General features: G+C 51.8%; 17 protein-coding genes. 1 reads left to right on the top strand and 16 read right to left on the bottom strand.

Annotated features, from left to right (window positions below):
• Nucleotides 1-158 precede the first annotated feature (158 nt).
• The 14 genes from G598_RS0101540 to G598_RS16700 form a co-directional block, all read right to left on the bottom strand.
• Entirely contained in the window at nt 159-1,919 is a 1,761-nt protein-coding gene (locus tag G598_RS0101540) for an MATE family efflux transporter (RefSeq protein WP_026765447.1), read from the bottom strand.
• Nucleotides 1,916-5,548 (bottom strand): amino acid adenylation domain-containing protein, encoded by a 3,633-nt coding sequence (locus G598_RS0101535; RefSeq protein ID WP_026765446.1) that lies wholly within the window; start codon nt 5,546-5,548, stop codon nt 1,916-1,918. Before G598_RS0101535 ends, G598_RS0101540 begins: the two co-directional genes overlap by 4 nt.
• 15 nt (nt 5,549-5,563) lie before the next feature.
• Entirely contained in the window at nt 5,564-7,156 is a 1,593-nt protein-coding gene (locus G598_RS0101530) for an anti-sigma factor antagonist (protein WP_026765445.1), read from the bottom strand.
• A 14-nt stretch (nt 7,157-7,170) separates the two neighbouring features.
• Nucleotides 7,171-7,512, bottom strand: coding sequence for an STAS domain-containing protein (locus G598_RS0101525; RefSeq protein WP_026765444.1), 342 nt, complete (start codon nt 7,510-7,512; stop codon nt 7,171-7,173).
• A gap of 8 nt (nt 7,513-7,520) precedes the next feature.
• Complete coding sequence (locus G598_RS0101520; protein WP_026765443.1) at nt 7,521-9,716, bottom strand: SpoIIE family protein phosphatase; 2,196 nt, start codon at nt 9,714-9,716, stop codon at nt 7,521-7,523.
• Nucleotides 9,717-10,049: 333 nt separating this feature from the next.
• Nucleotides 10,050-10,256, bottom strand: a complete 207-nt coding sequence (locus tag G598_RS0101515) for a CYTH domain-containing protein (protein WP_026765442.1) — start codon at nt 10,254-10,256, stop codon at nt 10,050-10,052.
• A complete protein-coding gene (locus G598_RS0101510) occupies nt 10,256-11,371 on the bottom strand; it encodes an aldo/keto reductase (RefSeq protein ID WP_026765441.1) in 1,116 nt (371 codons plus the stop codon). Before G598_RS0101510 ends, G598_RS0101515 begins: the two co-directional genes overlap by 1 nt.
• Before the next feature lie 180 nt (nt 11,372-11,551).
• On the bottom strand, nt 11,552-12,595 hold the full coding sequence (locus G598_RS0101505) for an aldo/keto reductase (protein ID WP_026765440.1): 1,044 nt from the start codon (nt 12,593-12,595) through the stop codon (nt 11,552-11,554).
• 77 nt (nt 12,596-12,672) lie between these two features.
• Entirely contained in the window at nt 12,673-13,524 is an 852-nt protein-coding gene (locus tag G598_RS0101500; RefSeq protein WP_026765439.1) for a DUF3737 family protein, read from the bottom strand.
• Nucleotides 13,525-13,559: 35 nt separating this feature from the next.
• Nucleotides 13,560-14,057 (bottom strand): cyclophilin-like fold protein, encoded by a 498-nt coding sequence (locus G598_RS0101495; protein ID WP_051179782.1) that lies wholly within the window; start codon nt 14,055-14,057, stop codon nt 13,560-13,562.
• Between the two features lie 50 nt (nt 14,058-14,107).
• Nucleotides 14,108-14,662: a flavodoxin family protein gene (locus G598_RS0101490; protein WP_231465810.1), complete on the bottom strand. Its 555-nt coding sequence runs from the start codon at nt 14,660-14,662 to the stop codon at nt 14,108-14,110.
• Between the two features lie 103 nt (nt 14,663-14,765).
• The gene (locus G598_RS0101485) at nt 14,766-15,932 is read right to left on the bottom strand and encodes an alpha/beta hydrolase (RefSeq protein ID WP_211221455.1); all 1,167 of its coding nucleotides are present in this window, start codon (nt 15,930-15,932) and stop codon (nt 14,766-14,768) included.
• Between the two features lie 88 nt (nt 15,933-16,020).
• Nucleotides 16,021-17,160, bottom strand: coding sequence for an alpha/beta hydrolase (locus G598_RS0101480; protein WP_080656904.1), 1,140 nt, complete (start codon nt 17,158-17,160; stop codon nt 16,021-16,023).
• 130 nt (nt 17,161-17,290) lie between these two features.
• Nucleotides 17,291-18,502, bottom strand: coding sequence for an MFS transporter (locus tag G598_RS16700; protein ID WP_051179779.1), 1,212 nt, complete (start codon nt 18,500-18,502; stop codon nt 17,291-17,293).
• Nucleotides 18,503-18,611: 109 nt separating this feature from the next.
• Between G598_RS16700 and G598_RS0101470 the strand changes: the two genes are divergently transcribed.
• On the top strand, nt 18,612-19,505 hold the full coding sequence (locus tag G598_RS0101470; protein WP_026765434.1) for a LysR family transcriptional regulator: 894 nt from the start codon (nt 18,612-18,614) through the stop codon (nt 19,503-19,505).
• 60 nt (nt 19,506-19,565) lie between these two features.
• Here G598_RS0101470 and G598_RS18395 read toward each other — a convergent pair whose 3' ends face one another.
• Together G598_RS18395 and G598_RS0101460 are read right to left on the bottom strand one after the other, a co-directional pair.
• Nucleotides 19,566-20,738, bottom strand: coding sequence for an alanyl-tRNA editing protein (locus tag G598_RS18395; protein WP_051179775.1), 1,173 nt, complete (start codon nt 20,736-20,738; stop codon nt 19,566-19,568).
• A 109-nt stretch (nt 20,739-20,847) separates the two neighbouring features.
• Complete coding sequence (locus G598_RS0101460) at nt 20,848-21,972, bottom strand: DUF362 domain-containing protein (RefSeq protein ID WP_026765433.1); 1,125 nt, start codon at nt 21,970-21,972, stop codon at nt 20,848-20,850.
• Between the last annotated feature and the right edge of the window lie 40 nt (nt 21,973-22,012).

Genomic DNA, 22,012 nt, shown 5'->3' with positions numbered 1-22,012 from the left:
CTCCTACAAAAACAGCGTCATTTTCTTATCTGCCAAGACCTAACGATAAGAAAATGACGCTTTTCCCATTACCCGGTGGCAACAGGTGTCAACCTATATTCTGCTTCCTAGCATAGAGCAAAAACATAACCTTGTCAACACCCCTGCGCTTATTCTATTCAGATAGACAGCGTCAATGTATTGAATCCATGATAGCTGCGATAAAAAAAATTGACCGCATGGCTTTTGACCATATGCAGACCAATGCCACGGGTATTCCGGGCAGCTTCTGCCATTCCTTTCGGCTGATGAGCCAGCGCTTCTTTAGCCAGCTGGAAGGGGTCAAACTCTTCTCCATCATCCCGGAAATGAAGTTCAAAAATCCCATCGTCCCGGGCAATCAGGGTAAGCTGCACCAGCACAGACTCTCCCTTGAAGCGGACGCTTTCCTCCTCGCAGATTTCCTCCAAAGCCAGCCGCAGGAGGTAGCGTTTCCTCTCATCGGCCCCCCAGCGGACAGCGAATTCCTCTATGGCCTCCAATTGCCGGGTTAGTGCCTCCCCATAGCCCAGGAAGGAAACGCTGTAGACCCGCTCGGCAGGGATGGATTTGCGCTCTCCCCGGCGCCGCTGGTAAAACCAGATTACCGCCAAAGTCACCAGTTCCCCCAAGGGATAAACAAACCAGAAGACGTAAAAGCCCCCCTCTGCCAGCAGGAACAGCAACGGCAGGCCGGCGCCAACGCGCCGCATAAAGACCACCAGGAAAGCCCCTTTTTCATCTTCCTCAGACTGTAGATAATTCTGCAGCAGCAGGCACACCCCCATGAAGATGGTGCCGATGCAAAATACCCTGGCCGCATAGTAGGCCTTGCCTACTTCACCGATATCCTCCATGCCAAAGAGCAAATCCAGTACCTGAGGCCAGACCATAACCCCTGCCGTAGCCAGGAGTCCTAAAAGCAAAGAATATAACAGACAGTAGCGGAAAACACGGTGCAGTTCAGTGAAATTGCACTCGGCAAAGAATGTGGAAAAAAGCGGCTGGGCCGTTTTGCCGATAAACTCATAGATGAAGATGAACAGCAGAGAAAGGTTTTCAATGATATTGAACACCGCCACCCCTTCAGTGCCCGCCAAATCCATCATGAGGTGGATAGCTGCCAAGGTAAAGATGGCATCAAAGATGTACTCCGATGATGTAGCAAAGCCCAAGCGAAGGGCCTTGAAGGCCTCCCGGAAGGAAGCTGCCCTGCCCAACACCCGCAACTGCCCTCTGCCCAGACAAAGGTAGCCCATGGCAATGGCAAAGGTTCCCGCATTAGATATGAAGAAGCCAAAACTGCAACCGGTAATGCCCCAGTCAAAGAATAAGAGCAGCATGGCACTGACCACCAGATTGGCCAAACCGCTGATAGTCTGCAGGGTGATGGCCAACGTATCGGCATTGTCATTCCGCAAGTAGGCGGTCACCAGTTCCATAAGAATCTCAAATGGAATCCCGAGCAGGATAAACGTGATATAGCTTTTGGTCAGCTGGTAGACTTCACCATCCTCCGGGGATGTACCCAATAGCGTCAGCACCCCATCCTCCAGCAGCAGCCCCCCGATTGCCATGCCAAAGCCGATAACGGCAGACAGGCGCAGGAAGAAGCGGAAGATGGCGAGCGCCTCCTCCTTTTTCCCCTCATTCATGAGGTTGGCATAAATCACTGCTCCCCCCATAGAGAGGCCAAAAACAAAGAAAGCCGCCAGCAGGAAGATTGGCGAGACAAAGCCCACGGCAGCCAGCCCCTCCGTGCCGATCGCATGCCCCACCAGAATCGTGTGTCCCATTTCCGCCAAAGCCAGGCCAATCCCTGCCAAAGGGGCAGGCAGTACTGCCCCCATAAACATCTTGCGGGTAAAATAAGCATGATCTACTTTTTCTTGCAAACTCAAGGGACAACCTCCTTGTCAGCCAGTTCCCTTATGATATCTGCCGGCTTCATCCCTGCCACCAAAGCCTGAATGACCCGGGCATAATTCTGCAGGAAGGTCTCTACAAATTTCTCGCTGTACTCCTTGGTATTGTAAGTCAGGTTCACATAGAAATCGTCGCTGCGGCGATGGACGAAGAAGTCGAAATTCTCCTCCTCAAAGTCCTCGATTTCCTCATATTCCGCTCGTCCCCCGCAGAAGTCAAAGCCCATGTCCATATCTTCCCCCTGATAGGAAAATGCCACGATAAGCGGCACCGGGTCCCCTTCATAGAGCGCGTGACGGCGGCAAAGCAGGACATTTTCCTGCGTCTGCCGGACAAAGTCCCCTGCACCCATGTTTTCATCCCAGCTCACACAAAGCGGATAGTGACGGTAAATGGCTCCCATGGTGCGCTCAAAGCGGATGTCATCACGGCCATTGTAGATGGTGAGCACCACTCCAGCCTGTTCCCCGTTGTTGCGGCCCTGCAAGAGGCCAAAGGCAGCTGCAGTCAAAGTGCCGTCCGTGATGCCCTGTGCCTTGGTGAAAGCATCCACCGCCGCCAAATCCACATGGATGGGCACAAAGATATCCTTGGTATCATTTTCCCCCTTGGAATCAAGATCTCCGGGCATCTCACTGAGGAGGTTGGTAAAGGAACGAACAAAATCCCGATTCCACTGCTGTTCCTGCCGATAGGCCTCAGTACCCAGCTTCGCCTCTATCTCGTCGTAATAGTCAAAGATGCTGTACTCCTCAGGCTGAACTTCCTCGCCCCGATAGGCAGCATCCAAATCCTGCAGGAAAATGTCAATAGAATCCCCGTCGATAATGGGGTGGAGAATATCAAAATAGAACACTTTGCTAAGGCTTCCCTCTTGCTCCCGAATGGCAAAGAGACGCATGACAAACATGCGGGTGTCAGGCTTGTTCAGGCTCTGCCGCAGTTTTGGCTTCAATGCCTCATATTCTTCCCGGGTCATTTTCTCCACATGAGGGCGCAGCCCCTGCAAATCCCCCTGCTTCCAGCGCAGTTCTCCTTCCACCATCGTAAGCCTGGCATCCATCGCCGGATGTGCCAAAAGCACCGTTTCAATCGCCACTGCCAGCCGTTCCAAATCAGTAGCAGCGTCCAACGTGATATAGGCATCGCAGTGAAGGCCGTAGCCTTCCTCCAAAGAGTTTCCCCAGTTGTAGTGCAGTTCCTGCAAGGGACCGAAGAAATGGCTTTCCTTCTTCTCCCCCGCTGCCTGCTGGCTGCGCTCTGCCAGCAGAGCGGCAATACCTGCGGGGGTCTTGCCCTCGTAAATCAGGTTAAAATTCAGCTTCAGGTCACGGCACTCAGACAGCAGACGCACGATGCTCAGGCTGTCTCCACCGGCCTGGAAGAAATCTTCCTCTGCACTGGCCCGCTCCATTCCCAACGCAGCGGCAAAGCCTCTGCAAAGCTCTTTCTCGATGTCATTCTTAGGCGCCACATACTCCTCTAAGCTCCCCCGCAGCTCCGGCACCGGCAGGGCTTTTTTGTTCAGCTTGCCGTTCTGATTCCTAGGGATGGCTTCCAGCTGCACGATGGCTGCCGGTACCATATAGGGGGGCTTGCGCTCCCGAATGAAGTTGGCCAAAGCCTCCTGATTGATGGGCTCCTTGGACACCACATAAGCGGCGATGAACTTGCCACCGGCAGGATTATCCCAGGCTGCCACAGCGGCATTTTCCACCTGCGGAAAGTCATGGATGACCCCTTCCACCTCCGATAGTTCCACCCGAAAGCCCCTTATCTTCACCAGGCCATCCCGACGCCCCACAAACTGGATATTGCCATCGAGCAGGTAGCGCACGATGTCTCCAGTGCGATAGGCGGTGGCATAATCAGGGTCAGTGGAAAACGGATTTGCGACAAAGACCTCTTTGGTCTTTTCCGGGCGGTTCAGGTAGCCGCCCGCCACCTGAGGCCCGGCAATCCAAAGCTCGCCCAAAGCCCCTGGCGGCACCCGGCGGCCATAGGCATCCACGATGTAGATGTCCGTATTGTCATTTGGTGTGCCGATGGGTATATCGGCTTCATATTTCGTCACATCATAGCAGGTGACGGACACAGTGGCCTCCGTGGGGCCGTATTCATTGGCCATGATATAGGGATAGACCGGCTCAAAGGACACCAGCTTCTCCCCGCCCCCCACGATATAGCGGAGACTGGGGCAGTCCATGGTCAAGGCAAACTGCCGCCCCACCTGGCTGGGCATATCGGAGATAGAAATGCCATGACGCCGGATAAGTTCTGCCAAGGCAGGCAAATCCAGCTTCTTTTCCTCGGGAACCACCACCACGGTCCCCCCCACCGTCAGAATGGGATACATATCTCCCAAAGAGCCATCAAAGCCATAGCTGTTGTAGCAACTGACCTTAGTCTCCGGCGTAGGCGCAAAGTACCTGCGGTACCAGGCAGTATAGCACATGAGATTACTGTGCAGGAGGCGCACCCCTTTAGGCACTCCGGTGGTGCCAGAAGTGTAGATGAGGATGAAGAGATCCTCAGGCTCAGGCCCCTCCAGCCCCTTGATTTCTTCCGATGTGGCCGAGGGCAGGCCTGCCACATCGGAAATAGTCAGCACCAGTCCCTTGTAGTCAGGGAAATTCGCCAGCCTTGGCTTCAGTTCATCAGCCACGATGATGACCTTCACCTCTGCATCCTTGACCATGAAGGACAGGCGCTCATCCGGATAGTTAGGGTCTAACGGCTCATAGGCACAACCTGCCTTCAACACGCCCAGGGAAGCGATAACCATGTACTCGGAGCGGGGGATGAACACTGCCACCCGGTCCCCCCTGCCCAGCCCCTGCCGGGCAAGGAAAACGGCCAGCCTATCAGACATATCCTCCACCTGGGCATAGGTATAGGCCCGCTCCTCGTAAATGACCGCCGTATTCTCCGGAAACTCTGCCGCCCGCTGGCGGAAAAGCTCCACCACCGTAGTCTGGCGGTCGTAGTCATGGGCATTGTCGTTGAAGGAATTCAGCCGCTGCTCGGTTTCTGCCGAAGTCACCCGCACCTTGCCCAGCGATGGAGCTGTACGCAGGCTTTGGAGGATTTGCCCCCAGGCCAGCAGCAGTTCCCTGATGAAGGCCGGACTGTACCTGCCCTCATCATAGCAGATGGAGGCCTCGCCTCCGCCAGTGCAGAATCCCAGGGCATATCTGTCCCCCGGTACCCAGCCGCGCTCCGCCTCAAAGCAAAGAATCAGCCCCCGGCCCGGCTCCCAGCCCAAAAGTTCCGCTATTTCCTCCTCCTGCCAGGTAAAATTCCCTGTTTCTTCCAGCCAGCCCTGCACCCGTGCAATGAAATCCTCAGGAGACTCCTCTCCCTGCCAGCTGAGCCGCACCGGCTTTAGGCATTCTCCCTGCTGCAGCAGGAAGGCGCCTTCCTGCAAACCACCGTAAAGTCCCAGCAGGAGCAGCAAGCTTGCCGACAATTCCGCAGCATCCACCTTTACAGTCTGCCTCAGAGCTTGCCGCCCCCAACTGCCCGATTCCCTGCCATCAGGCAGGGGCAGGCACTCGGGACTTTCCTCGGACAGATACCGGACACACCATGTTTCTTTATTCATGTTCCCATCCCTTCTTCACAACAGTTCTGCCAGCTTCCGTCCACCATCCTGCAGGGCGACAGCCATCTTTTCCACCTGCTCGGTGAACGCCTCCATGGCCTTACGCGAGTAGCAGTGAGGGTCATAGTCCAATACCAGAGAATAGGTGCCATCATCATGAGCATTCAGCTCGATATCCAGCGTATTTTCTGCCGCCGATATTTCGTTGGCTGGCATTTCCTCAATGACGGCCTGGGTGTCTCCCAGCTTCACACTTCCCCGGCGTCCCAGGGTGCCCTTCTGCAGGATGAAGCAGGCACAACCTGCCTCCAAGCCTTCCTCATAGATTTTGTCCATACCCTTCCGGTACTGGATGCCCTCGGTTATCCGAGCCTCCAGTTTAGGCAGGAACTGCTCCACCGTCATATCCCCCTCAAAGTCCCAGCGCAGGGGGAACTGATCCAGCATCAGGCCCATGAGACGACGCTCAGCCGAAGTGACCCGTCCATTGTGAACCCAGCTGATAATGGCCTCCCTGCGCCCGGCCGCCTTAGCGATAGCCAGCATGGCGGCCGCCATGAAGAAGGCGTTTTCACCGAAATCCTTCCCCTTGAAGAAGCCCTTCTCTATGCCCTCCAGGGGTGTTTCCATCTCATGCTCCGGTCCCTCGTCCACATTTCCTCCGTCCATAGGAGGCAGATGCTTATCTTTAGCAAAACCTGCCAGCATGGTCTCCCAGTAAGCCCTGCCCTTGGCCAGCTCATCCTCAGGCAAGGCTGCCTCTTCCCTGACATAGTCCGCATAGCTGGCAGGCTGGCGCTTGGCTGCAACGGCCTCATTGCCGTGGACATAACGTTTCTCCAGTTCCCGCCAGAAAAGCAGGACGATGGCCGCCCCGTCCATGATGGCATGGTAAAAGTCCATATAGATATACTTGGACTCCGGGGTCTTTATGATATTGACCCGATACAGCGGACGGTCAATGAGGTCATAGGGCTGCTTCAGCTCCTGCTTGCGCTCCTCCAGCCCCTCCTCCGACAGGCTTTCCACATAGACCTTTTCCAGCTTCCCGTCAAAGCGCTGGCAAAATTCCCCGGTATCGGGACGGAACACCAAACGGCAGCGGAAGATATCATAAGACTCCAAGAGACCATTCACCGCTGCCGCCAGCCGCTCCAAATCCACGGCAGTTTCCAGGCGTACCAGGGCGCCTGTATTCATCATGGTGGACTTGGCCCGCCGAAAATGCGTGTCTGTCAGCCACCGCTGGATGGGACGCAAAGGGTAGTAAGCGCTATTGATTGGAGCTTGCTCCTCCCCCTCACGGACGATATGAATGAAGCGGTCAAAATGCGTCATCTCAAAGACATCCATCACCACCTCCTGCGGATAGAGCACGGTAAAACTGCCCCCCTGGCTTTCCATAATCTTAGCTGCCTGCAACAAGGAGCGCAGCCCTGCCGAAGAAAGATAGGTGACCCCGGAAAAGTCCAATAAGAGTTCCTTCACACCCTCTGCCGCCAGCAAAAATTCCTTGTCGAAGGCGTCCATAGCCAGCTTGTTAAACTCCCCTGTCAAAAACATGGTCAGTGTATCTCCCTGACGCTCCTGTCTGATTGTAAAATTCATGATGATTCCCCCATTTATACTTTTTTCAAGTCATCCACCGAATCATGGATGGTGACAAACAGATCCAGCCTGGCCAGTTCCAAAATCTCCCTCACCATCCCCTCAGAAGATATAACTACAATGGATTTTCCCGTCTGTTCTGCCCCGCCGGCCAGCTTCAGGATAGTCCTAAGGCCGGCGCTGGAAACATAGGACAGGCCTGACAGATCAAGGGCCAGTTTCCGGCAAGCAGCGAGTTGCTTTTCACCTTCTTCTGCCGCTTCCTCCGCAGTGGTACGATCCAGTCGCCCCCGCAACTGCCAAACCTGCCAGCCGTTCATTTCTTCGCTATTGTAGCGGATTGGTAAATCAGACATATTTCCTCCTAATTCTCCTTTTTGCCATAGGCCAGCGCCAGCATCGTGATATCATCTGATTGGTTGGCCTCCCCTACAAAGGCGGACAACTTTTCCAAAACCATCTCCATCTGTCTCCCGGCTCCCTGTCCGGCCGTTGCCGATAGAATCTCCTGCAACCGTTGCTCACCGAAAAATTCCTTCGCTTCATCCCTGGCCTCCGTCACCCCGTCGGTGTACAGGAAGAGAGAATTCCCCGGCTGCAAGACCAGCGTTTCGGCCGCAAAGGCCATTCCCCTCCGCACCCCCAGTATCGGGTTTTGTGCCTTGGGCAGGTACTCCGTTCTGTCCCGCCTGCAAAGCAGGGGAGGATTATGCCCTGCATTGACATAAATAAACTTCCCCGTGGACAGGTTCAGTATGCCGATAAAGGCCGTCACAAACATGAACGTGGTGTTGCTCTGTACCAAAGCATCATTGGCCTCTGCCACTGCCTGAGCCAAATCCTTTTCGTTACGCCGCCGCAACACCTGATCCTTCAACAACGTCTTGGCCATGACCATAAAGAGCGCCGCAGGCACGCCCTTGTCCGATACATCAGCCACGGTGACAACCAAAAGATTCTTATCCAGGAAGTAGAAATCATAAAGGTCTCCTCCTACTTCTTTGGCCGGCTGCATGAAGGCGCTGAGGCTGAATTTCCCAGCTTGGACAGCTGGCGTCAAAGGCGCAGGCAGCAATCCCGCCTGAATCCTGGCCGCCACCTCCAGCTCCGTCCTGACTCGCTCCTCCTTGGCCGCCGCCTGGGAGAGCCTTTGGACATGCTCCTTCAATTCTTCCGTCATCTCATTGAAACAAGAGGCCAGTTTCTCCACTTCATTGCCGGTGTGGATTTCCAACTTCTTATCCAAATTGCCTGCCGCTATCTCCTGTACCCCTTCCGTCAGCGTACGGAGGGGACGAACCAGACGGTCAGCCAGGACGCCGCTGGTAAAAAAGGCAATCATTGCCAAGAGAAGAAGCAGCAACAGGGCCTTTCCCGCCCCCCCAGCAAAGGTCTGTCCCAAAATCTCATAGAACTCCTTCATCTCCTCCTGAACTAGGGAGGCCACCTCCTGGGCCGGCGCCAGGACCTCGTCCTGACCAATGAGCGTTCCGAAGCTCCAGCCTGCATTTTGCAGGGGCGCAAAGGCCAGATAGTATTCCTGCCCATCCACCAACACCTTCACCACATCATTCTCTCCGGCAGTCATGCGACGGGCGGCCTCTGCCAGAGTAGGTTCAGGGTTCTCCCTCAGATCTGCCCCCTGAAGCCCGGGAGCCAGCACCCCTTCGCCAGTGGAGGACAGCACCACTCGTCCATTGCCATCCAGGCAGAAGCTGATGCCCGTCCTGCCAATGGAAACCTGCCTGACCTGATGCTGCAGATCCTCGATACTGCCGTTGATGCTTACCACCCCGGCAAACCCATCTTCATCATAGTAAGGAGCAGCACACCCCATTCCCAGATAGCCCTCTTCCGCCAGGAAGACATCCGTATACGTACACGCCCCCTTGGCTTGAGCCATCCGGTACCACGGACGCTGCCTGGCGTCGTATCGCTCCAGAAACGCCGTCCTGGCCTCCGGTGAAGGATAGATGCTCTGCCCGGGTTCGCCCGGAATGTTGTCCACACAAATGGAATACCCCTTCCGGGATGCGACAACCAAAACACTGCGATAGCCCCAATAGGTTTTACTCAGGGGTATCAGCACATCCACGAAATTAGCTGCCTGACCAATCTCTGCCGCCAATTCTCCATCAACTCCCTCAGCAGCCAACTGAGGACTGTAATGGAGATAAGGCGTACCAGCGGCAATATCTTCCATGTCTCTCGCATTGACAATCTGCCGCATTCCGTATTTGTCCCGGGACTGCATCAGCATGGTCATACTGCCAGCCAAAAACTCCACATCATCACTATTGACTGCCAGTACCCTGCCCATATGAGCAGCCTCATTTTCTGCCGTGGACCGCAGCCATGCCCGGGTGTGTTTCCCGGCCAAGTCACTCACGGACTCTGCCACCACTTCCTCTATGCCTCGGCTTTCCGCTTCCAATGCGTCCTGCAGGCCATACAGAAAATAGCCAAACAGCATAAGCGTCGCCAAAAAGGTGCTAAGACCACAAGCCAGCACCAAAAACAGCACTTGCCGACGAATGCCGCCCCGGCCGTGGGCTGCCATCCGTCGCAACCAGTTTTTTATCCCCTTCACGCTCGATATTCTCCCCTTCACATTTCTATCCACATTTAACTTATTTACAAAAAATTCTCCTTACTTACGTGGATTTCCTGCCTTGCCGGTGCTTAGTGTAAAATTTTTCTCGGAAAAGGCAGAAACTTTTGATAATCTCTCCTGACACCGATAGCGAAACACGCCCTGTATTTAGCCGCACAAAAAGGTGCTGTAATAAAATGCTTTCGCATTTCATCACAGCACCTTTCGTTTCACCTACGATTCATTGACCAATTTTCCGGTCATAGGCACGCACCATTGGTGGCTATTACCTCCTTTGCGTTATTCACCATAATCAAAATATATCCAACCTATCCATTCTTCACGGACAAGCCCTGCTCCGCGCTTGACGGTCAGCACAAAATGACTGTCACCAAGCTGACGGATGCGGATTTCCGGCTCCAAGGCCACATAGCCCTGACGTAAAGTTTCATACTCTGTCGGCAGGGATGGCAGGTTTTCGACTAAAAATTGACGCTCTATCTCCATTATTGCAAGGCCCTGCCTGCCTTGACCAGTTCCTCACGGATGCTGATATGCTGTGGGCAGACCTGTTCGCATTTGCCGCATTTGATACATTCGGCGGCTTTTTTGCGGCCATGACCGCCCACCAGCCAGTTTTCCTGATGCTGGGCAGCGGCTTTATCGCCGTAGAGCGTCAGATAATTCATCGCCGTAAAGGTGCCGGAAATGCCGATTTCCTTGGGGCAGACCTTGGCGCAATAGTTACAGGTGGTGCAGGGAATAACCGGGATTTTGGCCAGAGCTTCCCTTGCCTTGTTAATGGTATTCTTCTGACTGTCATTCAGACCGGTAAAATCCTTCATATAGGAAAGATTGTCTTCCATCTGCTCCACATTGCTCATACCGGAGAGTACCACAATCAGCCCCTCTAAATCAGCGGCAAAACGGATAGCCCAGGAAGCGCAGGAGCTTTCCGGCTCGGCTGCCTGCAGGATTTGTTTGACGCTTTCCGGGGGATTTGCCAGCATGCCGCCCTTGACCGGTTCCATGATGATGACCGGCTTGCCGTGCTTTCTGGCGACTTCATAGCAGGCACGGGACTGAATGGCCGGATTTTCCCAGTCTCCGTAGTTAATCTGCAGCTGGACAAATTCCATTTCGGGATGTTTGGTCAGGATTTCTTCCAATTCCTCCGGTGTGGAATGGAAGGAAAAACCGACATGTTTAATCAGCCCTTCGGCCTTTTTCTCCTGCACAAAGGACCACATATCGAAATCATCAAAGAACTTCGTGCGGCTCTCGCCCAGATTATGCAGCAGGTAAAAATCAAAATAGCCTGCTCCCGTGCGCTTTAAGGAAAGATTGAACTGCTCAATGGCTTCCTCACGGGTCTTGCAGTTAATCCAGGCAGCATTTTTCGTGGCCAGCTGGAATTTTTCTCTGGGGTACCGTTCCACCAACGCCTGCCGGATAGCATCTTCACTGCCGGCATAAGCCCAGGCCGTATCAAAATAGGTAAAGCCTGCCGCCAAAAACTTATCCACCATCACCTTGACCTGCTCAACGTCAATTTCCTCGCCTTTTTTCGGCAGACGCATCAGACCGAAACCCAGTTTTTTGATTTGCTCTCCTAAATACATAATACCCCTCCAATAAACATACGTCTATTCATGCTCTTTGCCTGCAAGCAATTATCTTTATTCTTAATTTTAACACTTGGAGCGCACTTCTTTAACGGTTTCCAAATCCATATTATCGCTTCCTTTATCGTTGATAAATCTACTCTAGCACTTAGAGTTTACTTCAAGTCAAGGAAAATCTTACTGCATTCCCTTGGGCGCGTTTTTCATCCAGACCTGCTCTTTTTTATTGCCGCCGCGGGTATTCTGCGCCATCACGCCGACCAGATTATGCGGAATGTAGAGTTCTTCCAAATAAGCGATGTCTTCATCCGCTAACGTGAGTTCCGTTGCTTTGACGGCTCCGTCAATATGATGCAGTTTGGTCGCTCCGGCTACCGGCGCCGTTACTCTGTTCAACAGCCAGGCAAGGGATATTTCCGTCATGGTCACGCCGTATTTATCCGCCAGCTCCGCCACACGCAGAATGACTTTTTCATCGGCTTCGGCTGTGCCATCGTACTTTAATTTAGCATAACTGTCCTCGGCTAAACGCTTGGAAGTTTCGCCGGGCTTGCGGGAAAGCCGCCCGCTGGCCAGTGCACTATAAGGGGTCATGGCAATATTATCCTCTGCACAGAGTTTCGCCATTTCCCGTTCTTCCTCACGGAACAAGAGATTATAATGATTCTGCACCGACACAAAGGGAGCAAAACCTTCTTTTGCTGCCAGTGCATTGGCCTTGGCCAGCTGATAGGCGTAACAGTTGGCAATGCCGATATAACGGACTTTCCCCGCCTTCACCATCCGGTTCATGCCGTCCAAAATATCATAAAGCGGCGTCTGATAATCCCACATATGATAGATATACAAATCCACATAATCCATACCCAAATGCTGCAGGCTCAAATCAAGCTGTTTTTCAATATGTTCCTGACCGGTCACGCCATCGGCAATTTCCTGCTGGCTGCGGGGCAGAAATTTTGTGGCAATCACCACATTTTCACGTTTAGCAAAATCCTTGAGCGCCCGGCCCAGATATTCTTCACTGGTGCCATTCTGATAGGCAATCGCCGTATCGAAAAAATTAATGCCCGAATCCAAAGCGTGCTTAATGATTTCCCGGGTAGCATCCTCATCCACCGTCCAGCTGTGCTGACCCGTTGCAGCATTGCCAAAGCCCATGCATCCAAGGCAGATGCGGGATACTTCCAAATCCGAATTCCCCAGTTTCGTGTATTTCATAACCTGCGCCTCCTAAAATGACATCGTGTAATCTTTCTTTACTTGTATTATATCGCTAAAATGACAGCGTGTCAATATTAAGCACAGTCAGCAGCGTTATTCACGATAATCTGCCCCTTGGCCTGCGCATCATCCATAATGATTTCTTTTACGCCAGCCACTTTGATTGTACCCGTCCGCGGATTTTTGATGCTGTCCACCACCGTAGTAACTTCCGCTTCAACCGCGGATTTTTCAAAGGCCAAATCCGTATCAATCATACGGCAGTTGACGAGTTTCAGCCCTTTGCAGTAACAGAAAGGCTGTGTACCGATAATCGTACAGTTCTCCAGCGTCAGATTCTCCGAATACCACGCCAGATATTCGCCCCGAATCAAGCTGTTGCGAACCGTCACATTTTTGGCATGCCAAAAGGCATCTTTAGTGTTCAGCTCACAATCGGTAAAATCCGCATTCTCAATATACTGGAATGAATATTTCCCCTGCAATGTGACATGGTCAAAATGCAACTGTTCACTGCGCAGCATAAAGTATTCGCTTTGCACGCTGGTATTTTTCATGCGGATATTTTTGACCGACCAGCCAAATTCCGGCGAAATCACATCCGCGTTTTCTATGGTCACATCGGCGCATTCCCGCAGGGCCTTAATGCCATGCAGCTTCGTATCGGCAATGTGAATGTCCGTTGAATACCATAAAGCCGCGCGACAAAGCTCCGTGAGTTCGGATTTTTTTATCTGCACAGACTCATCATGCCAGAAGGGATAGCGCAGATTGAAAAAACAATCCTGCACCTCAATATCGCGGCTTTCCTTGAGCGCACTTTCCCCATCTGCAGGGCCGTCAAAACGGCAATCAATGAGCTTCACCCCGGTCTTGCCATACAGTGCCCGTTCTTCATCAAATGTTTGTTCTCTATATTCCTCCATTTTCCTTACCTTTCTGTTAAAAATCCTATCCTTTTTCACTGGGGCGCGAGCTGCACCGTTACGCCATCGCGGTTTAATAAAGCAGTCAATTCCTGTTTTGACATGTCAATATGTCCCAGCCGCGTATAAGCCCACGAATTGGAACCATAGAAAATAACCAGCTTATTCCCCGCATAGAGGACAATATCACCATATTGAGTAGTTATCTGCTTATCCGCGCTGGTAATATTTTGACCGATAGCGCCCACCTGCTCAAAGCCGCCATAAGGTGACATTTTGATGGTCAACGGCAAAAGTTTCTGCAACGCCGCCGTGGAAGCATTCTGTTCCCAGGTAACGGGAACAACTTTATCATCAATAATGAGTTTCATCGCTTGCTCCTTCTTGGGTTCTGCCACGGATTTATTTTCCTGTGGGACAGCCTTCTGCACCTTACTGTCGGTATCCGCAGTAGTCTCCTGCGCACCTGTACAGCCGGATAGCAGCAGCATCACCGACAGCATGACCACACTTATGATTTTTCGGTTTGGCATTGCCATCTCTCCTTATGCCCATACAGCTGCAAGGCATTATTTTGCAAACTTCAAATATTCTTGCCAGCCTGTCGGGCTTTTTCCAGTGCGGCATTGCCAGCAATATCACCTGTGTCCGTCACACCGCCACAAAAAAGCGTCTCTTTTAGTTCTGCCTTGTCAAAGCAGTCTACCCAGCCCTGCACGCCGACGCGGGTTCCGGCTACGGTATCTGCTTCATCCTCTGCCGCCGTAGCCAGCAGATAAACTTCACGGAAACGATAATCCGAGGGGAACAACGGATTTGCCCGGTCCAGCAAGGTCTTTAACTGGCCACACATACCATAATAATAGACCGGCGTTGCCAGAACGACCACATCCGCCTGACCGATTTTAGCCGTGATTGCATTGGCATCGTCGTTTATCACACACTGCATGGTCTTTTGGCAGGCCAGACAGCCTTTGCAGAAATTTATAGTCTTATCCCGCAGGGTAATCTGCTCCACCACATGTCCGGCCTCCCTGGCCCCTGCGGCAAAAGCCGTGGCCAAAGCCTCGGAATTGCTGTTCTTTCTGAGACTTGTGGATATGATTATTACGTTTTTGCTCATCATTCTCTCCTCCATACACATGTTCTTCCTTTACTCTAACACTTGAAGTGTACTCCAAGTCAAGTACTAAGATGCAGCCCTGCAAAGGTCTTACCATTCGCAGGGCTGCATCTTCGTATTACTTCAGATTTTTATCAAAGAAGGCAAACAGTTTATCAAAGGGAATCTTGTCCATCTGGTCATAGAGGTCTACATGGGTAGCACCAGGAACAACGATTTCTTCTTTCTCCCCTTTGATGGCGGCATAGACATTATCGGAGAAATATTTGGAATGTGCCTTATCGCCGGTAATCAGCATGACCGGTGTATTGCCCAGTTCATCAATGTTGCTCATGAGTTTGAAATCGAAGAAGCCATACGGCGTCACCGAATCCCAAGCCAGCTTGTTGGAGTTGATTGCCCGCGGATGAAAGGCACGGCCTACATAGTAGCCAAAGAAATCCTGAATAACGGGATTAGCATCAGCAGGCAGTTTATCCGGGAACATGGTATCAAAGGTTTCCACATTGCCCTTAGAATCTACGCCCAATTCATGTGCACCACGGATGGCCTTGCCCGTTCTGGCCTCTTCATTACGCATCTTAGCCAGATGCTGTTTCACGATCTCCCGCTGTTCCGGCGTGTAGTAAGCACCATTATAATGGTCGCTGATGCTTTCACTCATATCATACATAGCTGAGGTTGCTACGGCCTTGATGCGGCTGTCGCTGCCAGCGGCAGTGATGGCCATGCCGGACAAGCCACAGATGCCCATGGCACCGACCTGATCCGGGTTCACGAATTTCAGATTGGAAACGAAATCCACAGCGGCATGGTAGTCTTCCGTGAAGATTTCCGGGGAGCCCATATTGCGGCGGCTGCCACTGCTCTCACCGGTGGTGGAGGGATCAAAGGCTACGGCCACATAACCATGCTTGGCAAACTCCTGCGCATACAGGCCGGAGGACTGCTCCTTCACCGCACCAAAAGGCCCGGTAATCACTACGGCCTTGTACTGCTTGCTGGCATCAAAGTCTTTCGGCAGATACAGATGACCGGCCACTTCAAAGCCAAAACGGTTTTCAAATTTCACATTCTTGGCTTCAATGGAGTTGTCAATCTTGAATACACGGGTGTCATTGTCAAGCTCGCTGATGGATGAACGCTGCATCTGCGAAGCTGTTGCTAAAGTTTTAGCCGGCGTTGCTGCCATCGTCACATCACTCCCCATAATGCCAAAGGACATCACGCCTGCCACCAAAGCAGCCAAAACCATCTTCTTGTTTTTGCCAATTTTCTTCAACATTTCTATTCTCCTTTACTTCACTTACATCTCTATGTCATGTTATCGTGACTTTACCTTATCACTTGAAACAGACTCCAACTCAAGCATTTTATTTTAAGTTCTGCTGAAAGAATGCCTCAATTCTCGCAAAAGGAATCTTGGCTTTGTTATCGTAGAGGTCAACATGAGACGCACCGGGAACAATCACCAGTTCCTTGTTATCGCCCTTGAGCTTTTTGAAGGCATCTTCGCCAAAGTAACGGGAATGGGCTTTCTCACCATGCAAAACCATAACGGCATTCTTGATTTCATCGGCATAGGACAGAATCGGCATATTCATAAATGAAAGGGCCGAAGTCTGATTCCAGCCGCCGTTAGAATTCAGTGAACGGGAATGATAGCCGCGCTCCGTCTTATAGTAAGCATAATAATCCTTCACGAACTGCGGCGCATCAGCTGGCAGCGGGTCAACCACACCGCCGGAGTTCTTGTAATAACCGGCTTTATAGTCCACCGTGCGCTGAGCATTTATGGCTTCGCGGTTGGCATAGCGCTCTTTTTTCAATGTTTCCTTGTCTTTTTCGTAATCAAAATAGCCGTTGGCCATAACTCTGGTCATATCGTACATCGTGGAAGCCACCGTGGCTTTGATACGCGTATCGCTGGCCGCTGCATTGAGTGCCATGCCGCCCCAACCGCAAATGCCAATAATGCCAATCCGATTCGCGTCTACATTATCCTGCGTGGACAGGAAATCCACGGCTGCTGAAAAATCTTCCGTGTTGATATCCGGCGAAGCCACATAACGAGGCTGACCACCGCTTTCCCCGGTAAAGGACGGGTCAAAGGCAATAGTCAAGAAACCGCGTTCAGCCATTTCCTGCGCATAGAGGCCGGAGGACTGCTCCTTGACGGCGCCAAAGGGACCGCTTACCGCAATGGCCGGGAGTTTTCCCTGAGCATTTTTCGGCACATACATATCTGCAGCCAAGGTGATGCCATAGCGGTTGACAAAAGTCACCTTGCGATGGTCAACCTTGTCACTCTTTTGGAACACCTTGTCCCACTCCTGCGTCAGCTGCAATTTTTCAGCCTTAATCATTCTGTCGCTTTTAACTTCTGCAGACTTCATCCCTGCCACTCCTTTATCTGCTGCCTGTACACCATTTCCCATAAGACCAAAAGACATCACGCCTGCCACTAAAGCGGCCAAAACCATCTTTTTGTTTTTGATTATTTTCTTCAACATTTCTATTCTCCTCACTTCACTTACACCGTTTATCCTCTTGCTTGATCTCATTATAGCGATTCTGTTTTGTAATTACCAATACTTATAAAAAATATATTTTTATGCTTACTAAGCATAAAAATCAACATCTTCAATGTTCAGATTGAATCATCAAGGGCGTATGCACCTGCATGCGATAACATTGTACCCAAAACATCAGCGCCGCCAGCAGGCAGAACAGCAGGCCACCCAGCACGACATATTGCGTGCCCCAAACATCAATAAAATGACCGCTGACCGTAGTTCCGAGTACACAGCCCATATTGGCCGCCGTCAGGAACAGGCCATTGGCAAAGTCCGGTGCTTCCGGAGCGGCACTTGCCATCCAGTACTGATTGATATTGGCATTGATACCGCCCAAGATGCCCCAAATGACCACAATAAGCCCCATCAACGGCCAAACGCTGCCGCCGCCCAACAGGGCAATATAGATTACGGCGACCGCCAGCGGAAAGATTTTGACCACAGTCAATGGACGCACGGTCAGCAGATTTCCCGCCAGCATACTGCCCCCAATATTACAAAGACCATACACAAACAGCAAGATACTGACTAAGGCTGGTGCTACGCCGGAAACAACACCCAGATACTCTGCCAAATAATTAAATACGCCGAAAATCGAACCATTGAGGAAAATCACCGCCACGATAGATGCCCAGACCATCGGCTTTTTGAGTACAGAAAGCTGTTTGCCGTAGCTCAGTCGTGCCTTTACCGGCATTGAGGGAATAAACCATAATGTCGCCAGCATAACCAGCAAAGTAGCTAAGGCAAAGAACGCCATAGATGCAGAAAGGCTGAACTGCTCGGCCAAAAAGTTGCTGATGGGCACGCCTGCAACCATACCGGCGGCCACGCCCATATTGATTTTCGCCACCATCTTCGGTTCCTCGCCTGTCCGCGCTAATCCTGCCGCCACGGTAAAGGCCATCGCGCAATAGACCGGATGGAAAAACGCTGGCAGCACCCGCACCGCCAAAAGCACATAGAAATTTTCGGCAAAAACAGCAATCGTGCTGCAAATGGTAAACAGCCCCAAGATAAAGACCATCACCCACTTGCGATTAAAGCGGGACATAAAGAGCGGCATGGTCGGCCCTGCCACCGCTACCCCCAAGGCAAACAAGCTGATAAGCCAACCGGCCTTCACCACGCTGACCTGATAGTATTCCGCAATATAGGGTAAAATCCCGATAAAGCCCATTTCGGTATTGAGAATGCCAAATACACCCGTGGTCAGGATAAGCAGCATTACGCTTTTATTTCCATTCTGTTCCATTTCCACACCTTCCTTTTCTTCCATTATAAATTTATCTTCATGTAAATACCAATACTTATAGAAAATGCCTATCTATGCTTTACAGTAATAGATTTACAATCTATAATAAAGGAAAAACAAGGAGCTGATTGTGATGGAATTGCGTGTTCTCAACTACTTTCTAACCGTTGCCCGCGAGGAAAGTTTTTCGCGGGCGGCAGAAAAACTGCACCTCTCCCAGCCGACCCTTTCCCGGCAGTTAAAGGATTTGGAAGAAGAATTCGGCAAACAGCTGCTGATTCGTGAACCGCGCCGCATTCTCCTGACCGATGACGGGGAGCTTTTACGCCGCCGCGCAGAAGAAATCCTGTCGCTGGTGGAAAAGACTGAAGGCGAACTTTTGAGCAGCAACGAAGATATCAGCGGCGATATCCGCATTGGTGCAGGCGAATCCGTGCACTTTGGCCTGATTATGGCAGCCGCCCGCCAACTGCAAAAGCAGCATCCCCGCATCCGCTTTCATATCGCCACCGGCGACGGCAGCACCACCCTCACCCGTTTGGAGCGCGGCCTTATCGACTTTGCCTTTGTCTATGGCCGGCTTGACCCGGCCAAATATCAGGAACTTCCCCTGCCTGTCCGTGACCAATGGGTGCTGTTCCTGCGCAAAGATGACGAACTGGTTAAGCAGGAAACCATAACAGCCGCTGACCTCTGGAACCGCCCCCTGCTCTTTTCCCGCCAAACACTCTCGCCCAGTACTCATGGGGACGAACTGCTCAACTGGCTACAAAAACCAGTAAACGAACTTCATATAGCCGGTTCCTACACCCTGCTTTATAATGCCACCCTGATGGTCAAAGAAGGCTTAGGCTATGCCATCTCCTTTGATAAGCTCATAAATACCACGGGCACCAACCTCTGCACCCGTCCGTTGGAACCGCCCATCTACACCGAACCTTCTTTAGCCTGGAAAAAGAATCAGGTCTTTTCCAAAGCCTCTCAGCTGTTTCTGCAGACCTTGCAGGAAAAATTTGCCATACAATAAGGAGGGCTTTGCAGCCCTCCACAAACCGTTCAATATTTTACAGATTAGCCAAATAAGCCATCAATCACTTACTGCGCTGCTGCCCTGCGCCATGTTATCATTACCGCCGCCATGACCGTTTAATTCCTTATTGAGCACGGCTATGCGCTCCCGGCAGCTAACCGATACAGCCGCCCCCTTTGCCAGTATATAGTTAAGCCTGTTTTTCTGTTTATAGAATACCGTCACCTGTGCCTGTGGTTCTTCGACCAGCTTCTGCGTCAGCTTTTTGGCTGCATCAGCCGAAATATCCTCGAAATGGGCTTCAACAATCTTAATATCATCTTTAAGCTCCGCCTTGGCCAAAAGCTGCGGGGCTATTTCGTTTACCCATCGTTCTTCAGCTAAAGCCAGCTTATCCCGCAGTTCTTTGTTCTCCGTCTGCAGACGTTCTACCCCCTGCCTAATTTCTTCATCTTTAAGGGAAAGCAGCTGCACAGCGCCAGTTAATTCCTGCCAGCATTTTTGAATCTTCGCCATAGCCAAACGACCACAAAGGAAATAAATCCGCGTGCCTTCCTTATGCTTTTCCGCCTTGAAGATTTTAACCAGTCCCACCATGCCGGTCATCGGCGGGTGCGTGCCGCAGCAGGTGCAGGCATCACTGCCTTCGATGCTGACCACCCGCACAGGGCCGGTCAGCTTGTCATTGAATTTACGGGTTGCACAGACCGCAGCCTGCTCGGCATCCATCCAGGTCGTTTTTATCGGCAGGTTTTCCTGAATCTGTGCATTCGCCAACGTTTCCACCTGCTGAACCTCAGCAGCGCTGACCTCACGGTTCAGGTCAATGGTCACCATTTCTTCCGTCATATGAAAGCCCACATTATCGGCCTGGCAAAGTTTCCAGAAACCATAGGATAAGAGATGTTCCCCGCAGTGCTGCTGCATATGATCCAAGCGCATCTGCCAGTCGATTTCGGCGGTAACTTCCGTTCCCACGGCTATGGGTTCTGCCGTTTCATGATAGATATGCCCGTCCTTTTCCCGCACCTGGGTAACCTTAATGGTCTTATCCGCCAAAATCAGTTTTCCCGTATCGCTTAACTGGCCGCCGCCCTCAGGATAAAATACGGTTTCTGCAAGCTCCACACCAAACCCTTTTTTGCGTTCCACACAGGCCGTAACGATGGTCTTGCAGCTGCGCAGCATAACCTGTTCATCGTATAATCTTATGGTCTTCGTTTCTGTCATATCCTTCACACCTCATCATTATGCATGGTCTGATTTTAAGCCGGCGCCGCACATGGACAGCAATTATTCCCCTCAAGTCAAAGTGCTGCTCTTCCGTTCCCTAAAAAGGTCATACCACCTCCGGCACCCAGGTGCCTTTGATGCCCTTGACGGCCTCAGCAGCCGTGATTACCTTATCATCGTTATCCATATCAATCAGCTGATAACGGTCATTGCCCATGCCCATTTCCTTCATATAGGTCAGCTGACGCATACTATGGCGGGATTCCATACGCTCAACCAAATCATGTTTACTTTCCTCGGGCAGAGCATAAACGCAATCGACACATGCCTGGTCAGCGGCCAGAATATCCAAGGAAGCCACAATGCCAATATCCGGTGTAACCACAGGTTTTGCCGACGTACCGGCGCAGTCGCAGTCCACGCTCATATTGCGCATCACATTGATAAAGGCAATTTTATCCTTAAAATGGCTGACCGTTGCCTGCGTGGATTCAGTCATGCGCTCCATGAATTCCTCGTTGTTTATCCCCCATTGGGAACCACCTTCACCAGCATGAATCATCTTCTTGCCGATTTTGCCATCGGCGCAGCCAATGCCCAGATTTTTATTGGAGCCGCCAAAACCGCCCATCGCATGGCCTTTGAAATGCGTAAGCGTCAGCAGGGAATCATACTGCAGCATATTCTTGCCCACGGACATCTCCGTAAACCACTTGCCATTGGGTACCGGCAGCATTGCGGTTCCCTCGGCATCTGTGATATCCACTGTGGTGAAATCCGCCCAGCCATTGATCTGCAAGGTTTGGCGATGTCTTTCCGTCGTGTCGCGGCCACCGCCATAATAGGTATTGGTCTCAATGATGGTGCCCTCCGGCAGACGTTTCTGCAACAGTTCTTTCACCCAGGGACGGGGAATGATGTTCGGGCCATGCGGCTCACCGGTATGCAACTTGATGGCCACCTTGCCACCCAAATCTTTTTTGACACGATCATAGATTTTCAAAAGCCCTGCCGCCGACAAGTCGCGGGTAAAGTAAACCACCGACTCCGCCCCTTGCCGTTCACTATACGGAACATAATGTTCCCCGCCGGTACCGGCAACTTTTTCCTTTGCCTCCGGCTTTTTTTCTGCCGTGTCCGCCGCAAGACCTGCACAGCCCGGCAAAGCCGTCATAGCCATAGCCATGCCCGCGAGCTTCACGAAATTCCTGCGCGTCATATTTTTCTTCATCACGCCAACCTCCCTGCTAAACTCTGCTGCTGTTCACGAT

It is taken from the genome of Selenomonas ruminantium subsp. ruminantium ATCC 12561, from assembly GCF_000424065.1.
Lineage (GTDB): Bacteria > Bacillota > Negativicutes > Selenomonadales > Selenomonadaceae > Selenomonas_A > Selenomonas_A ruminantium.
The sequence above is the reverse complement of the archived record's forward strand: the minus strand, read 5'-3'. Positions and strand labels throughout refer to the sequence as shown.

What these genes read in the sequence shown, in the direction of transcription:
- G598_RS0101535 (WP_026765446.1), bottom strand. Translation starts at nt 5,548, where the DNA reads ATGAATAAAGAAACATGGTGTGTCCGGTATCTGTCCGAGGAAAGTCCC.
- G598_RS0101530 (WP_026765445.1), bottom strand. Translation starts at nt 7,156, where the DNA reads ATGAATTTTACAATCAGACAGGAGCGTCAGGGAGATACACTGACCATG.
- G598_RS0101525 (WP_026765444.1), bottom strand. Translation starts at nt 7,512, where the DNA reads ATGTCTGATTTACCAATCCGCTACAATAGCGAAGAAATGAACGGCTGG.
- G598_RS0101520 (WP_026765443.1), bottom strand. Translation starts at nt 9,716, where the DNA reads ATGGCAGCCCACGGCCGGGGCGGCATTCGTCGGCAAGTGCTGTTTTTG.
- G598_RS0101515 (WP_026765442.1), bottom strand. Translation starts at nt 10,256, where the DNA reads ATGGAGATAGAGCGTCAATTTTTAGTCGAAAACCTGCCATCCCTGCCG.
- G598_RS0101510 (WP_026765441.1), bottom strand. Translation starts at nt 11,371, where the DNA reads ATGTATTTAGGAGAGCAAATCAAAAAACTGGGTTTCGGTCTGATGCGT.
- G598_RS0101505 (WP_026765440.1), bottom strand. Translation starts at nt 12,595, where the DNA reads ATGAAATACACGAAACTGGGGAATTCGGATTTGGAAGTATCCCGCATC.
- G598_RS0101500 (WP_026765439.1), bottom strand. Translation starts at nt 13,524, where the DNA reads ATGGAGGAATATAGAGAACAAACATTTGATGAAGAACGGGCACTGTAT.
- G598_RS0101495 (WP_051179782.1), bottom strand. Translation starts at nt 14,057, where the DNA reads ATGCCAAACCGAAAAATCATAAGTGTGGTCATGCTGTCGGTGATGCTG.
- G598_RS0101490 (WP_231465810.1), bottom strand. Translation starts at nt 14,662, where the DNA reads ATGGAGGAGAGAATGATGAGCAAAAACGTAATAATCATATCCACAAGT.
- G598_RS0101485 (WP_211221455.1), bottom strand. Translation starts at nt 15,932, where the DNA reads ATGTTGAAGAAAATTGGCAAAAACAAGAAGATGGTTTTGGCTGCTTTG.
- G598_RS0101480 (WP_080656904.1), bottom strand. Translation starts at nt 17,160, where the DNA reads ATGTTGAAGAAAATAATCAAAAACAAAAAGATGGTTTTGGCCGCTTTA.
- G598_RS16700 (WP_051179779.1), bottom strand. Translation starts at nt 18,502, where the DNA reads ATGGAAGAAAAGGAAGGTGTGGAAATGGAACAGAATGGAAATAAAAGC.
- G598_RS0101470 (WP_026765434.1), top strand. Translation starts at nt 18,612, where the DNA reads ATGGAATTGCGTGTTCTCAACTACTTTCTAACCGTTGCCCGCGAGGAA.
- G598_RS18395 (WP_051179775.1), bottom strand. Translation starts at nt 20,738, where the DNA reads ATGACAGAAACGAAGACCATAAGATTATACGATGAACAGGTTATGCTG.
- G598_RS0101460 (WP_026765433.1), bottom strand. Translation starts at nt 21,972, where the DNA reads ATGAAGAAAAATATGACGCGCAGGAATTTCGTGAAGCTCGCGGGCATG.